The organism is Haloparvum sedimenti (assembly GCF_001462205.1).
GTDB classification, from domain to species: domain Archaea; phylum Halobacteriota; class Halobacteria; order Halobacteriales; family Haloferacaceae; genus Haloparvum; species Haloparvum sedimenti.
On the sequence record NZ_LKIR01000068.1, the window covers coordinates 36,229 to 50,077 of the forward strand.

The following is a 13,849-nucleotide window of genomic DNA, read 5'->3' on the forward strand; positions in this document are numbered from 1 at the left end:
TACCGCAGGCAGCCCGGACCGTCTCACGACGGCCGGTCGAGCCGGCTGGGGCTTTCTGGGTGTTGCTGTCCAGATCAGCAGGATCGACAGCAGTGTCAAAAACGTCGTACAGAGAGCCGGCTGGGGCTTTCGAGATGGTGCTGTCCAGATCAGCAGAATAAGCAACGGAGACAGAAGATCCACAACCGTAGTACAGAGAGCCGACAGTAACTCTCCGACCGTACCGGTTCCGACTGGGGGATCGACATCAACCCCTCAGATCAGCGCCGCGATCAGGGAGAACCCGGCCGGCACCGCGGCCGCGGCGACGGCGCTCGACCGCGGGAGGTCGTGGAACGACTCGCCCGCGGCCGCGAAGAGCCACCACTCCAGCGAGACGGTCACCAACGACACAACCAGTATCCACGGCTCGACCGTTCCGAACGCGGCGAGCACGTCGTCCGCGAGCGCCTCCATGCCGGCGCCGGTGACGGTCGCGGAGCGCAGCGCCGCGTAGATCAGGGCGAGCGCGGCGGCCATGCGGAGCAGCTCCGGCACGAGCGCCCACGCGGCCGCGGTCAGCGAGGCGCCGAACCGAGCGCTGCCGCCCGCGAACCGCGCTGCGGCGTGGAACACGCCGGCCGAGAACACCCACCAGAGCAGGACGCCGAGGAAGCCGTAATGGACGTACCCGCCGACGGCGTCCCGGAGCTCGGAGCCGGCGTCGACGTCGATGTACTCGGGTTCGTCGCAGCCCGACGCGAAGGGGTCGTCGGTGTCGTGGACGCCGTCGGTGCCGTGCTGCTCGCAGACCCATTCGGGGGGCCGGTCGGGGTTCTCGACGGTGACGGTCGCGTCGATCGTCGCGTCGAAGACGGCGCCGAGGGTGACGATCCCGAGGCTCACACCGACCCCGACCGCGAGGACGACGAGGAACGCGGTCCCGAGCGACGGCGAGCGGCGGTCGAAGAAGCGGTTCGGGGCGGTCGCGGCGCGGCCGAGGGCGGCGCGCAAGCGGGCGAACGTGGAGGGCACGCGCGGAGCCTCTCGGCGCGCCGGCAAGGGCTTTTCGTCCGGTCGCGGCGGCTCGTGAGAGCAACTCTCCCCCAAGTAGCCACACCTAAAGCCGCGGCCGCGCAGAGGGCGAGTATGAAGCAGGCCATCGTCGCCCGTGCGGACCTGGGAATGGGCGAGGGGAAACTCGCCGCACAGGTCGCCCACGCCTCGCTGTCGGCGTTCCAGGACGCCGGTCGGCGAACGCGCAAGAAGTGGCAGGGCGAGGGACAGAAGAAGGTCGTCCTGCGCGGCGACTCCGAGTCACAGCTGTTCGAACTCGCCGACAAGGCCGACAAGGAGGGGATCCCCTACGCGATCGTCCGGGACGCCGGCCACACCGAACTGGAGCCGGGCACCGTCTCCGCGCTCGCGGTCGGACCGGCCAGCGACGACCTGGTCGACCGCGTCACCGGCGACCTCCCGCTGTACTGATGCGCGAGGCCCACCCGGTCGAGCGCGCGGTCGGCATCGACCACTACGTCAGCGACGCGGACGGCATCGGGGGTCGACTCCGAACCAGCCCCGAGGACTTCCGCGTCCGCGAACTGGAGGCGTTCTCGGTCGAACCGCTCGAGTCGCCCACGGGCGCGTACCCCCACCTCGTCTGTCGGGTCACGCTCCGCGACTGGGACACGAACGACTTCGTCCGCCGCCTCTCGGACGCGATGGGGATCAGCCGCGAGCGCGTCTCGTGGGCCGGCACGAAGGACAAGCGCGCGGTCACGACCCAGTTGATCTCCGTCCGCGACGCCGACCCCGAGGACCTTCCCGAGGTCCGCGACGCCGAGATCGAGGTCATCGGCCGCGCGGGGCGCGCGCTCACCTTCGGCGACCTGGCGGGCAACGCCTTCGAGATCCGAGTCCGTGACGCCGAGCCCGACGCTCGCGAGCGCGTCGCGGCGATCGCCGCCGACCTCCGCGCGTTCGCGGTGGGAGCGGAGAACGCTGACGAGGAGGCGCCACTCGACCCCGACGACCCGGTCGGCGTCCCCAACTACTTCGGCCAGCAGCGCTTCGGCAGCCGGCGCCCCGTCACCCACGAGGTGGGCCTCGCGGTCGTCCGCGGCGACTGGCGTGAGGCGGTCCGGCTGTACGCGGGCAACCCCCACGAGAGCGAGCCGACGGACACTCGTGAAGCGCGTGCGCTCGTGGACGAGCAGTTCGCGAGCGACGCCGCCGACTGGGACGCCTGCCTCGAGGAGATGCCGGGCAAGCTCCGGTTCGAGCGCGGCATGCTCCACCGGCTCGCGGAGGCCGACGCGCCCGCGGACGCTCCGGAGGCGGTGTGGCGCGAGGCGCTCGAGGCGGTCCCCTCGAACCTCCAGCGGCTGTTCGTCAACGCGGCGCAGTCGGCCCTGTTCAACCGGATCCTCAGCGAGCGCCTCGAACGGGGGCTCCCGTTCGGCGCGCCGGTCGACGGCGACGTGGCGTGTTTCTCCGATACGGACGCCCCCGCGGAGCTGTACGCGCCTGACACCGACCGACTCCAGCGCGTCTCCGAATCGCGCGTCTCCATCGTGGAGCGCCACTGCCGCCGCGACCGCGCGTTCGTCACCGCGCCGCTGGTCGGAACCGAGACCGAACTCGCCGACGGCGAACCCGGCGAGATCGAGCGCGAGGTGCTCGCTGAGGCGGGAGTCGAGCCGGCCGACTTCGACCTCCCGGGTGAGTTCGGCTCGACCGGGACGCGGCGAGCGATCCTCGTGAAGACGGACCTCTCCGTCGACGACGACCTCACCTTCTCGTTCGCGCTCCCGAGCGGCTGCTACGCGACGGTGCTGCTGCGGGAGTTTCTCAAGAGCGGGCCGCTCGACCTGTAGCGACCGCGTTACAGAAATCGGTCTGGGACGACCGGGTTACAGAAAACGCGCCCGTTCGACCGCGCTACAGCACGCCGACGACCACGACGCCGACCGCGAGCAGGACCCCGAGCGCGACGAACACGGCGTGCTCCGGGACGATGGACTCCGGTTCGATCGGCTCGTCGCCGGGACTCGTCTCCTCGACGACGCCGTCCGGCCCCACCTCGTCGATCGAGAAGCGCCAGTCGCCGCCCTCGTCGTCGGCCGCGTCCGCGTCGGCCGCGTCGCCGACGGGGTCGTCGCTGCGACTCATGAACGGACGTAGTCGACCGTCCGATAAATGGTTGGCGGGCTCCCCGTGGTTCGAAAACGCGCGGGGGTCGCCTCCCTGCGTGGCGGCTGCAGCCTACCTGTGTCGCCCTTCGGCGGTCACGTCGCCGTCGTAGACGACGCCGCGCTCGCCGTCCACGGTGACCACGTCGCCGTCCGCGACCGTCGGCGGGAGCGCCGCGCCGGAGATCATCGGGATGCCGAGCTCGCGGGCGACGACCGCGGGATAGCCGGTCATCCCCTCGCGGGCGTCGATGATGCCGGCCAGCCCGGAGAGGTCGCCGGAGAACTCGCCCTCGAAAGCGGCGTCGAGCGCGACGATCGAGCCGTCCGGGACCGCGTCGAGGTCGCCGTCGTCGGTGCGCGCGATCGGTGCCGCGACGTGGCCCGCGACCACGGCCTTCCCCGAGGCGAGCGTCTCGGCGGCGACGTGGACCTTCAGCGTGTTCGTCGTGTTGGTCCCCTCCAGTTCCGTCATCATGCCGGAGAGCACGACGAGCGTGTCCCCGGACTCGGCGGCGCCGGCCTCCAGCGCCGCGTCGACGGCGTTGTCGAGGACGCGTTCCATGTCCTCGGCGTAGTCGGTGTACTTCGGACGCACGCCCCAGGAGAGCGCAAGCTGCCGGCGCACGCGGTCGTTCGGCGTCGTGGCGACGACCGGGACCGCGGGGCGGAACATCGCCGTCTTGCGGGCGGTGAAGCCGGACTCGGAGACGGCGACGACCGCGTCCGTGCCGATGTCCCGCGCCAGGTAGCGCGCCGACCGCGCGAGCGCCTCCGTCCGCGACCCCTCGTCGGCGGTCGGGACGCGCTGTTCCCTCGTCTCGGCGTACTCGTCGCTGCCCTCGATCTCCCGGACGATCCGATTCATCGTCTCCACGACGTTGACGGGGTCGTCGCCGATCGCCGTCTCGCCGGACAGCATCACGGCGTCGGTGCCGTCGAGGACGGCGTTGGCCACGTCGGACGCCTCCGCGCGCGTCGGCCGGCGGGAGTGGACCATCGAGTCGAGCATCTCGGTCGCGGTGATGACGGGAACGCCCGCGTTGACGCACGTTCGGATGATCCGCTTTTGAATGACGGGAACGTCCTCCAGCGGACACTCCACGCCGAGGTCGCCGCGCGCGACCATCACGCCGTCGGCGGCGTCGACGATCCCCGCCAGGTTATCGACCGCGCCTGCGCGTTCGATCTTCGCGATGACGGGGATGTCCTCGGCGCCCCGTTCCTCCAGTCCGTCGGCGATCCGGTAGACGTCGTCGGCGTCACGCACGAACGAGGCGGCCACGAAGTCCGCCTCCGCGCGGGCGGCCAGATCCAGCTCCGCCTCGTCGGAGGGGGTGATCAGGTCCACGTCGATGGCGACGCCGGGCAGGTTGACGCCCTTCCGGGAGCCGAGCTGTCCCCCGGAGTCGATCCGCGCGATCACGTCCGCGCCCTCGACGCGCTCGACGGTCGCCTCAATGCGGCCGTCGTCGAGCAGCACCGTGTCACCCGGTCCCGCGGCCGCGATGGAGTGGGTGAGTCCGACCGCGCTCGGCGTCGCGTCGTCGCCCTCGTGGAACCGCACCTCGGAGCCGGCCTCCAGCCGGATCGGTTCGTCGATCTCCGCGGTGCGGACCTCCGGCCCCTGCAGGTCGACCATGACCGCGAGCGGGTCGACGGTCGCGCCGTCGACCGCCCGTACGCGGTCGATCACCTCCTCCCGGTGGTCCGTGGTGCCGTGGCTGGCGTTGAGGCGGGCGACCGACATGCCGGCGTCCGCGAGCGCGCGGATCGTGGCCCGGTCGTCCGACGCCGGACCCAGCGTACAGACGATCTTGGCGTTTCGCATACCCCGCGATTCGGCGCACGACCGCAAAAAGCCCCACGATGGAGTCGCCCCCGAGTTAATGTTCGTGAGGGTCGGTGAGACGAGAAACTGCGATACTGGGTCTACTACGTGCGTTGTTCCATTTTTCTGTCAGAAGATGGTGTTTCTGTGTCTGTTGCAGGTCCTGTTGATCGGGACGGCACCACCCAGAAAGCCCCAGTCGGCTCGCCCGGCCGCGCCTCGCTGCGCTCCTCGCTCTCCGCACAGCCCGCTGCGGTGCTTACGTCGTCGGGGCCGGATCGAGCCGACTGCCCCTTTCAGTCCCACCCACCGCACCGCAGGCCTCGCACCTCCCCAGCCTCGGCGGCGGCGCGGCCGCGAAAACCGCACCGCAATGCGGCCGCGCCGCCGCCTCCCTCGCGCGGTCGCGGCGACACAGGGTCGCCGCGGCGCGCGCCGACAGCACAGCACTGCAACCGCAACGCTCCGCGACCGCACAGCACCGCACCGCCACCAGTTTCAGAAAAGCGAGGTGTCTGAATCGGTCTGCATCACTCAGTATCGCTCTCAAGAATGCGGACTATCGGCAATTTCGGTCGTGCAGTCTGCCGGTGAGGGAATCCTTTTGCGCCGGCCGTGGAAGTCTCGGGCATGAACGCCACGGAGGACGCCGCGGCCGCGGTGGAGTCGCGACGCGATGAGCTCGCAGCGCTCGCGGACGACATCTGGGAGCGCCCCGAGCCGGCGCTGGAGGAGACGTACGCGGCCGGGCGCATCGCGGGCGTGCTCCGGGAGCGGGGCTTCGACGTGACCGTCGGCGCGGGCGGGCTGGAGACGGCCGTCGTCGCGCGCTACGGTGACGAGGAGCCGGTCGTCGGAACCATGGGCGAGTACGACGCGCTCCCGGGGATGTCCCAGCGCCGGGCCGCCGAGCGAGAGCCCGTGGAGGCGGGCGCGCCCGGACACGGCTGCGGACACAACCTGTTCGGCGTCGGGAGCCTCGGCGGCGCGCTCGCGGTCGCGGACCTGATCGACGACGGCCTCGCGGGCAGCGTCGTCTACGTCGGCACGCCCGCCGAGGAGAAGGGCGGCGGGAAGACGTACCTCGTGCGCGCCGGCGTCTTCGACGACCTCGACGCGGTCGTCTCGTGGCACCCCGGCTGGTACAACGCGCCGACGAAGGGCGCGTGCCTGGCGGTGAACGGCTACGAGGTCTCCTTCGAGGGCGTCTCCTCGCACGCGGCGGCCGCGCCCGAGGCGGGCCGGAGCGCGCTCGACGGCCTCCAGCTGTTCCACACCGGCGTCGAGTACATGCGCGAGCACGTGCCCGACCCGGTCCGGATCCACTACGTCGTCACCGAGGGCGGCGACGCGCCGAACGTCGTGCCCCCGGAGGCCACCGGCGAGATCCTCGTCCGCGCGCCCGACCGCGACCTCGTGGAGTCGGTGAGCGAGCGCGTCCTCGACGCCGCCGAGGGCGCGGCGCTGATGGCCGACGTTGACGTGGACGTGACCCAGACGACAGGTCTCCACGGCGTGCAGCCGAACGAGACGCTCGGGGATGCGGTCCGCGAGACGATGGCCGACCTCGGCTCGTTCGAGGTCGGGGACGCGGAGACGGCCGCCGGCCTCCGCGACTCGCTCGGCGACGTGGAGAGCGCGCTCGCGGAACTCCCGGAGTCGGCCAGAGAGAAGGCCCGCGAGGCGGACTACTTCACCGACCCGGTCGACGCGGCCGACGCGGGCGAGACGGGATCGTACTCGACGGACTCCGGCGAGGTGAGCCAGGTTGTTCCGCTCGGTCGCTTTTCGGCCGCCACGTGGCCGGTCGGCACGCCCGCTCACTCGTGGCAGGCGGTCGCCGCAAGCGGGACCACCGGGATCGACGGCGCGGTCTACGCGTCGAAGGTGATCGGCGCGACGCTCGGGCGCCTGATCGCGGACGCGGACCTCCGCGCGGCCGCGACCGCGGAGTTCGAGTCGCGCCGCGAGGGTCCCTACGAACCGCCGATCCCCGAGGACGCGGACCTCTACGACCTGCTGGACGTGGAGCGGCGACCGGTCGAGGGAGTCTGAGACTCCCGCCGGCGTTTCGAGACCGCGGGCGACCGCGGAGAGACGGCTTTTAGACCCCCGCCGGCCGAGGATCCGTCGTCATGAGCGACGTCGAGATCCCGGAGGACCACCCCCGGTACGAGTCCCTCCTCACGCGCCACCGCATCGAGGCGGGCGTCGAGAAGGGGATCACCTCGAAGCAGGGGCTCATCGCGCAGGGGCGCGGGGAGGCGTTCGACTACCTGCTGGGCGAGCAGACGCTCCCCTCGGCCGACGAGGCGGCGCGCGCGGCCGCCGCACAGCTGTTGCTCGCGGAGCGTCCGGTCCTCTCGGTGAACGGCAACGTCGCGGCGCTGGTGCCCGGCGAGGTGGTCGCCCTCGCGGACGCGACCGGTGCCGCGATCGAGGTGAACCTGTTTAACCGCACCGCAGAGCGCATGGAGCGCATCGCGGACCACCTGCGCGAGCACGGCGCGGAAGAGGTGCTCGGCCTGACCGCGGACGGCCGCATCCCGGGGCTCTCCCACGAGCGCGCGAAGGTGGATGCCGAGGGAATCGGCGCCGCGGACGTGGTGCTCGTCCCGCTTGAGGACGGCGACCGCGCCGCCGCCCTCGCCGAGGCCGGCAAGACGGAGGTCGTGATCGACCTCAACCCCGGATCGCGGTCGGCGCGCGTCGCGGACGTTCCGATCGTCGACAACATCATCCGCGCCGTCCCGGCCATCACGCGGCACGCCCAGGACCTCGCGGACGCGCCGCGCGAGGAACTGCAGTACGTCGTCGACTCCTTCGACCGCGAGGAGGCCCTCGCGGACGCGGAACGGGCGATCCGCGAGGGATCGTTCGCGGACGGAGAAGGCGAGAACGACGACTCGGTCGAGAGCGCGGAGTAGCGAAATCGCAGTCGGGACCGTTCTCGAACCGGTACAGACACGCTCCGAATGCGTGGGTACGAGTCGCGTTTCGCGCGTTTCGGCACCGCCGACCGGGACGACCGGCCGGTTTAATCTCTCACCGGCCGTAGCTGTCGTATGATCTCGCGGATCCTCGTTCCGATGGACGACTCGGAGATGGCGAAGCAGGCGCTCACGTACGCCCTGGAGAACCATCCCGACGCCGACATCACCGTCCTGCACGTCGCCGGTACGCCGTCCCGATGGGGCGGAGCGGCAACATCACTCGCTCTCGAAGACGATGTCGAGGCGGGCGCGGAGGACCGCGCGGAGGACGTGTTCGACGACGCCCACGACCTCGCCGCCGAGTACGGGAGACAGATAACCACCGAGGTACAGGTCGGGCATCCGGCCCGGGTTATTTTGAACGCCGCGGAGGAGTACGACGCGGTCGTTATCGGGAGCCACAGCGGATCGCTCGTCGATCGTCTGATCGTCGGGAACGTCGCCAAGCAGGTGGTCCACAACTCGCCCGTTCCGGTGATCGTCGCTCGGTGATCCTCGCTCCGTTACTATCGCCCGGCGATTATCTGTCGGCTCTTACCGCCCCGTGATTACCGCTCTCCCAGCGCCCGCTCGATCCGGTCGAACCCCTCCCGCAGTCGCTCCGCGGAGTTGGCGAACGAGAGCCGGAGCTTCCCCCGTCCGGTCTCGCCGAAGCCGCTCCCGGGCGCGAGCACGACGCCGTGGTCCTCCAGCAGGGTCCGCGCGAACGCCATGTCGTCCTCGACGCCCGCGGGGTCCAGAAACGCGTAGAAGGCGCCCTCCGGCCGCGGGGCTGAGAGGCCGTCGATGGCGTCGATGCGCTCGACCACGAGATCGCGACGACGCTCGAAGGCGCGCTTCATCTCGCGGACCGGCTCCTGCGGTCCGGTGAGCGCGGCGATGGCGGCGTGCTGTGCGACGCTCGACGCACACGCCGTGGTCGACTCGCGGACCTTCGTCGCCTCGTCGAGGACGTGAGGGTCACCCGCGAGCCAGCCGAGCCGCCAGCCCGTCATCGCGTACGTCTTCGAGCAGGAGCCGACCGTCAGGACGTGGTCGGGGTGGCCGGTCTCCGCGGCGATCCCCCGCGCGTCGCCGTCGTAGCTCAGTCCGAGGTACACCTCGTCGGCGATCACGTACGCGCCGCAGTCGGCCGCGGCCTCCACGACCGCGCGGCACTTTTCGGAGTCGAAGACGCGACCGGTGGGGTTCGAGGGCGTCGTGAGGACGACCGCGCCGGTGTCGGGGCCGAGACGCTCGATCACGCGGTCGGCGTCGAGGTCGTACCCGGTTTCGGCGGGCATCGGGACCTCGACGAACTCGGCGTCGGCGAGCGCGGCCTGCGTCTCGTAGTTGGGCCACGTCGGTCCCGGCACGACGAGCTCCTCGCCCGGTCCGACCGTGGACAGGACCGCGAGCAGCAGCGCCTCCATCCCGCCGACGGTGACGAGCACCTCGTCCGCGCCGTGCTGGACGCCGTACTCCCGCGCGAGCGTGTCGCTGATCGCCCGTCTGCACGCCGGGAGGCCGGCGTTCGAGGTGTAGTGGGTCGCGCCAGCGCGGGCCGCGTCGGCGGCGGCGTCGATGACGTGTTCGGGGGTGTCGAAGTCCGGTTCGCCGACCTCCAGTCGGACGAGGTCGCGGTCCGGCGGCTGCGCCTCCGCGAGGTCGAACATCGTGCGGATCCGCGACCGCTTCGCGCGGCGGACACGCTCCGTGGGAGTGTGCATAACTGCCCCACCGCGCGAGTCGGCAAAAGGGGTCGGGAGCCGGCGATGTGGGACGATCCGAGAGGGAGCGGACGCTACTTTTCGGCCGCGGGAGCCGACGCGCGGTCCGCGTCCTCGATCCCGGCCGGCGGGCCGCCGCCGAACCGGTCGCGGTCGTGCGGCGCGGCGAACTCGAGGTCCGGGCCGCGGGCGACGATGCGCGTGGGCGTCACGTCGGGGTGGGTGGTGTAGTAGTGCTCCTTGATGTGGTCGAGGTTCACGGTCTCGGCCACGTCCGCGGTCGTGTAGAGGTCGCGCAGGTACGGCCAGAGGTGGTCGTACTCGTGGATCTGTTGCACGTTGCACATGAAGTGCGTGTGGTAGACGTGGTCGAAGCGGATCAGCGTCGTGAACATGCAGATGTCCGCCTCGGTGAGCGTGTCACCGACGAGGTAGCGGCGCTCGCCGAGTTCCTCGTTCCAGCGGTCCAGGGCGCCGAACAGCTCGTCGATCGCCTCGTCGTAAGCCGATTGCGACTCCGCGAATCCGGCGCGGTAGACGCCGTTGTTGATCGGCTCGTAGATGTCGGTGATGGCCTCGTCGACGCGGGCGACCCCCTCGGCGTCGAAGCGGCCGTCCGCGGCGCGGTCCGAGTCGTCGGCGTCCTCGGCCTCCGGCAGCAGCGTCGCGTCGTTGCCGATGTCGGTCCCCGCGAACGCGGTGTCGAGCATCCGGAGAATTTCTCGGGACTCGTTGTTGACGATGGTGTCCTCCTTCTTGTCCCACAGCACCGGAACGGTGACGCGACAGGTCGCGTCCGGGTCCGCCTTCACGTACAGCTCGCGCATGTAGTCGGCGCCGTGGAGGTGGTCGGGCGTACAGCCCGCCTTCTCGGGCGTGAACTGCCAGCCGTCCTCGCCGCGCCACGGGTCCACGACGGAGACCGAAATCGCGTCCTCCAGTCCGAGCAGCGACCGCGCGAGCAGGGCTCGGTGCGCCCACGGGCAGGCGTAGGAGACGTAGAGGTGGTACCGCCCCGCCTCGGGCTGGAGGCGCTCGTCCGGCTCCGCGTCGACGTGGTCCGGGATCGCCGACCCCGCGAGCCAGTTTCTGAAGGTGGTCTCGCCGCGCTGGAACGCGCCCTCCTCGTCGGTCGCCTCGTAGGTCTCCGTCCGCCACTCGCCGTTCACGAGCTGGTTCATGCTCCGAGGATGGGGCGCCGCGCGGTTAACCGTTCGGCGAGGGTGAGTATACCGGGTGACGCGGGTGTCACCGGCTCGAACTCCCGTTTCGATCCGGGACCGCGACCGGCATGCGGTCGACACGCGGCCGGCACGCGCCCAGCACGCGCCCGGCAACATTCCCGAGACCCGGTGCGTTTAAGCGGCCGAGGCTCCCAGCGGAGGTATGGCCGCACAGGCGATTGGTCGCGTTCCGCGACGGTAACCGCACGACCACCGAGAGCCGATCCGCCGGCGGCAGTGATTGTGATGTTGACTGAGACCGACGAGCACGCAGTGGCGCGTACCGGACTGGACGCGGCGGCGCTCAAGCCCGCCGAGTGCGACGTGTCGCGGGGGGCCGACCTCCCCGTTGACGCCGTCGCCATCGACTACGAGGGCCGCGGGCACGTCCCGGAGCCGGACGCTCTCGCTGCCCTCGCCGACGAGACGCAGGTGTACCTCACCACGCCGGTCCGCGCCGACGGCTACGACCCCCTCGGCGACGACTCGCTGCTCGCCGACGTGCCCGACGGCGTCCGCCGCGTCCTCGTGGCGGGCCACGGCGCCTACCTCTCCGAGGCGGAGTCCGAGAAGGCGGTCGCCCCGCGGATCGGCGCCGCCCGCGAGACGGCACCCGACGCGTGGGTCGGCACCGAGGGCGTCGAGCGACTGGCGATGGCCGCGGGCGGGACCCAGTACGAACTGCTCTCCCGGTCCACGGAGCGGGACCTCCGCGCGCTTCGCGCGACGGGGTTCGACGGCGAGGTCGCCGTCTACGCGCCCACCGTCCTGACCGACGACACCGACGAGGCGCTCGACGCGGTCGGCGCCTACGCCGCCCGACGCCGGCCCGTCGCCCGCGCGCTCCCCGACGGCGCCGCCACCGACGCCGCAGCGACCGACCGCGCCCGCGAGGTGCTCTCCGCGGCGGTCCACGACTTCGCGCTCGTCGGCACGCCCGAGGAAGTCCGCGAGCGCGTCGACGCCCTTCGCGAGGCCGGGGCGGACCGCGTCGTCGGCTACCCCGCTCGCGGCCTCGACGACTTCCTCGGTCCCGCCGACCGTTCCTTATAAGCACCACGCGGCGAAGCGTCGGGTATGCCCCCGCACGTCGCCGTGGTCGGCGGCGGCGCCGTCGGCGTCACGACCGCCGGCGACCTCGCCGCCCGCGGCGCCGACGTGACCCTGTTCGAGCGCGAAACGGTCGCCAGCGGCAGCTCCGGCCGCGCCGCGGGCGTGCTGTACGACGCCTACGCCGAGGACGTGGACGCAGAACTCGCGGCGCGGTCGATGGAGCGCTTTCGCGACCTCGCCGGCCCCGGTCCGGAGGGGTTTTCGTTCAGCGAATGCCCGTACGTCATCGCCGTCCGCGAGGGCGACGAGACCGCTGAGGCGCTGCCAGCCACGGTCGAGCGCATGCGCACACACGACCGCGCGGTGTCGCTCGTGGCCCCCGAGGAGCTCGCGGACGCCTTCCCGCTGGAGACGGACGACCTCGCCGCGGCCGCCGTCGCGGAGAACGCCGGCTACGTCGACCCGGCCGCCTACACCGAGGCGATGGCCTCGCGCGCTCGGGAACTCGGCGTCGAGATCCGGGAGGGGACGCCGGTCGGGCTTCCTCGGACCGATTTTTCTGAAACTGCGGACGGCCCCGCTCTCCTGATCGGAGACGACAAGGACGGTGGCGACCGCGACGACCCGGACCGCGAGCGGTTCGACGCGGTGGTCGTCGCGGCGGGCGCGCACACGAAGCGCCTGTTCGCGGCCGCCGGGCGTCCGCTGGCGATCAAGCCCTACCGCGTGCAGGCGTTGACGAGCGCGGCGCCGTACGACGGTCCGATGGTGTACGACGCGACCGCGGGCGTCTACTTCCGGCCGCACCCGACAGGCCTGCTCGGCGGCGACGGGACGGAGCCGGTCGAGGCGGACCCCGACACCTACGACCGAATCGGCGACGACTGGTTCGTGGACAACGTGGCGGCCGCGCTCCGGGAGCGCGCGGAGTACGCGGTCGACCCCGAACGCGCGTGGGCCGGGCTCTGCACCGCGACGCCGGACGGCGACCCGCTCCTCGGCGAGGTCGAACCGGGGCTGTTCGTCGCCGCCGGCTGGCAGGGCCACGGCTTCATGCGCGCGCCGGCCCACGCCGAGGCGCTCGCGGAGATGGCGCTGGAGCGCGCGGAGCGGGGACTGCCGAGTTCGGCGGCCGACGCGGAGGATTCCCTCGACGCCGCCATCGCCCCCTTCGATCCGACGCGGTTCTCCGGCGCGGAGGAGTTCGAGATCGCGGAAGGGATGTCGGTCGAGAACCGCTGAGGAGGAGTTTTTGCGAAAGCGGGGGTCGGCCGCGCGTCAGTTCCCGGTGAAGTCGATCCGCGAGCCGCCGGCCTCCTCGTCGCGCTCGGCGGGGCCGGCGCGGACGAACTCGTAGTCGTCGTCGGTGAGGTACACCGCGCCGTCCTCGGCCGTCACGGCCACGCGGTCGAGCGTCGCGCCCTCGCAGGGGCCGAAGTTGCAGTAGCCGGAGTCGCCCTCGAACGTCGCGCCGTGCTTGCGACAGAAGATCTCGCCGTTCCGCACGAAGCCGCCGTCGCCCTTGTTCAGGCGCACGTCCGTCCAGTGCTGGCAGTAGTTTCGGTAGGCGGCGACGCCGTCCGACAGCCGGATCAGTAGGGCTTCGACCTCGGGGGCGCCCGCCTCGTCCGCGCCCACGTCGCCGGTGTCGTCGGCCACCTCGCCGACCGGGCGGAGCGTCACGAGCAGCGTGGCGTCGTCGGGGACCTCCGCGAGGTCCGCGACGCGCCGGTCCTCGTCCATGTCCGCGGCGAGGTGCGCGCGGCGTTTGAACGTTCCGCGTTCCGGAGCGACTCGTACCGCTTCGCGAGCGCTCTCGAGGATTTCCGTACGAAGTGGTACGTGTGAGGTCCGATCGTGTGGGGGTATC

13 protein-coding genes are annotated in these 13,849 nt (G+C 71.6%); 7 read left to right on the plus strand and 6 right to left on the minus strand.

Annotated elements, in window-relative coordinates:
• Positions 1-255 precede the first annotated feature (255 nt).
• On the minus strand, positions 256-1,014 hold the full coding sequence (locus AN233_RS04355; protein WP_058365628.1) for a YIP1 family protein: 759 nt from the start codon (positions 1,012-1,014) through the stop codon (positions 256-258).
• A 114-nt stretch (positions 1,015-1,128) separates the two neighbouring features.
• Between AN233_RS04355 and pth2 the strand changes: the two genes are divergently transcribed.
• Together pth2 and truD are read left to right on the plus strand one after the other, a co-directional pair.
• Positions 1,129-1,467 carry a peptidyl-tRNA hydrolase Pth2 gene (gene pth2, locus AN233_RS04360; RefSeq protein ID WP_058365629.1) on the plus strand — a complete coding sequence of 113 codons (339 nt, stop codon included), beginning with the start codon at positions 1,129-1,131 and terminating at the stop codon, positions 1,465-1,467.
• Positions 1,467-2,855, plus strand: coding sequence for a tRNA pseudouridine(13) synthase TruD (truD, locus tag AN233_RS04365; RefSeq protein ID WP_058365630.1), 1,389 nt, complete (start codon positions 1,467-1,469; stop codon positions 2,853-2,855). The genes pth2 and truD overlap by 1 nt, the downstream gene beginning before the upstream one ends.
• Positions 2,856-2,919: 64 nt before the next feature.
• Here truD and AN233_RS04370 read toward each other — a convergent pair whose 3' ends face one another.
• Together AN233_RS04370 and pyk are read right to left on the minus strand one after the other, a co-directional pair.
• On the minus strand, positions 2,920-3,150 hold the full coding sequence (locus AN233_RS04370; protein WP_058365631.1) for a DUF7312 domain-containing protein: 231 nt from the start codon (positions 3,148-3,150) through the stop codon (positions 2,920-2,922).
• Between the two features lie 93 nt (positions 3,151-3,243).
• Entirely contained in the window at positions 3,244-5,001 is a 1,758-nt protein-coding gene (gene pyk, locus AN233_RS04375; RefSeq protein ID WP_058365632.1) for a pyruvate kinase, read from the minus strand.
• A gap of 630 nt (positions 5,002-5,631) precedes the next feature.
• Between pyk and AN233_RS04380 the strand changes: the two genes are divergently transcribed.
• The 3 genes from AN233_RS04380 (at position 5,632) to AN233_RS04390 (ending at position 8,486) form a co-directional block, all read left to right on the plus strand.
• Entirely contained in the window at positions 5,632-7,056 is a 1,425-nt protein-coding gene (locus AN233_RS04380) for an amidohydrolase (protein WP_058365633.1), read from the plus strand.
• 80 nt (positions 7,057-7,136) lie between these two features.
• Entirely contained in the window at positions 7,137-7,928 is a 792-nt protein-coding gene (locus AN233_RS04385; RefSeq protein ID WP_058365634.1) for a 4-phosphopantoate--beta-alanine ligase, read from the plus strand.
• 138 nt (positions 7,929-8,066) lie between these two features.
• Positions 8,067-8,486 carry a universal stress protein gene (locus AN233_RS04390; protein WP_058365635.1) on the plus strand — a complete coding sequence of 140 codons (420 nt, stop codon included), beginning with the start codon at positions 8,067-8,069 and terminating at the stop codon, positions 8,484-8,486.
• A gap of 56 nt (positions 8,487-8,542) precedes the next feature.
• Here AN233_RS04390 and AN233_RS04395 read toward each other — a convergent pair whose 3' ends face one another.
• On the minus strand, positions 8,543-9,703 hold the full coding sequence (locus AN233_RS04395) for a pyridoxal phosphate-dependent aminotransferase (protein ID WP_058365636.1): 1,161 nt from the start codon (positions 9,701-9,703) through the stop codon (positions 8,543-8,545).
• A gap of 74 nt (positions 9,704-9,777) precedes the next feature.
• A complete protein-coding gene (locus tag AN233_RS04400; protein WP_058365637.1) occupies positions 9,778-10,884 on the minus strand; it encodes a glutathione S-transferase family protein in 1,107 nt (368 codons plus the stop codon).
• A 288-nt stretch (positions 10,885-11,172) separates the two neighbouring features.
• Between AN233_RS04400 and AN233_RS04405 the strand changes: the two genes are divergently transcribed.
• The gene (locus AN233_RS04405) at positions 11,173-11,979 is read left to right on the plus strand and encodes a DUF7388 family protein (protein ID WP_058365638.1); all 807 of its coding nucleotides are present in this window, start codon (positions 11,173-11,175) and stop codon (positions 11,977-11,979) included.
• 24 nt (positions 11,980-12,003) lie between these two features.
• Positions 12,004-13,221, plus strand: a complete 1,218-nt coding sequence (locus AN233_RS04410; protein WP_058365639.1) for an NAD(P)/FAD-dependent oxidoreductase — start codon at positions 12,004-12,006, stop codon at positions 13,219-13,221.
• Between the two features lie 36 nt (positions 13,222-13,257).
• On the opposite strand, the gene AN233_RS04415 is transcribed toward AN233_RS04410, so the two are convergent.
• Entirely contained in the window at positions 13,258-13,722 is a 465-nt protein-coding gene (locus tag AN233_RS04415; protein WP_058365640.1) for a Rieske (2Fe-2S) protein, read from the minus strand.
• Positions 13,723-13,849: the final 127 nt, after the last annotated feature.

Bases quoted from the DNA above. Each gene is read 5' to 3' on its own strand.
- pth2 (WP_058365629.1), top strand. From the start codon at position 1,129: ATGAAGCAGGCCATCGTCGCCCGTGCGGACCTGGGAATGGGCGAGGGG.
- truD (WP_058365630.1), top strand. From the start codon at position 1,467: ATGCGCGAGGCCCACCCGGTCGAGCGCGCGGTCGGCATCGACCACTAC.
- AN233_RS04370 (WP_058365631.1), bottom strand. From the start codon at position 3,150: ATGAGTCGCAGCGACGACCCCGTCGGCGACGCGGCCGACGCGGACGCG.
- pyk (WP_058365632.1), bottom strand. From the start codon at position 5,001: ATGCGAAACGCCAAGATCGTCTGTACGCTGGGTCCGGCGTCGGACGAC.
- AN233_RS04380 (WP_058365633.1), top strand. From the start codon at position 5,632: ATGAACGCCACGGAGGACGCCGCGGCCGCGGTGGAGTCGCGACGCGAT.
- AN233_RS04385 (WP_058365634.1), top strand. From the start codon at position 7,137: ATGAGCGACGTCGAGATCCCGGAGGACCACCCCCGGTACGAGTCCCTC.
- AN233_RS04390 (WP_058365635.1), top strand. From the start codon at position 8,067: ATGATCTCGCGGATCCTCGTTCCGATGGACGACTCGGAGATGGCGAAG.
- AN233_RS04395 (WP_058365636.1), bottom strand. From the start codon at position 9,703: ATGCACACTCCCACGGAGCGTGTCCGCCGCGCGAAGCGGTCGCGGATC.
- AN233_RS04400 (WP_058365637.1), bottom strand. From the start codon at position 10,884: ATGAACCAGCTCGTGAACGGCGAGTGGCGGACGGAGACCTACGAGGCG.
- AN233_RS04405 (WP_058365638.1), top strand. From the start codon at position 11,173: ATGTTGACTGAGACCGACGAGCACGCAGTGGCGCGTACCGGACTGGAC.
- AN233_RS04410 (WP_058365639.1), top strand. From the start codon at position 12,004: ATGCCCCCGCACGTCGCCGTGGTCGGCGGCGGCGCCGTCGGCGTCACG.
- AN233_RS04415 (WP_058365640.1), bottom strand. From the start codon at position 13,722: ATGGACGAGGACCGGCGCGTCGCGGACCTCGCGGAGGTCCCCGACGAC.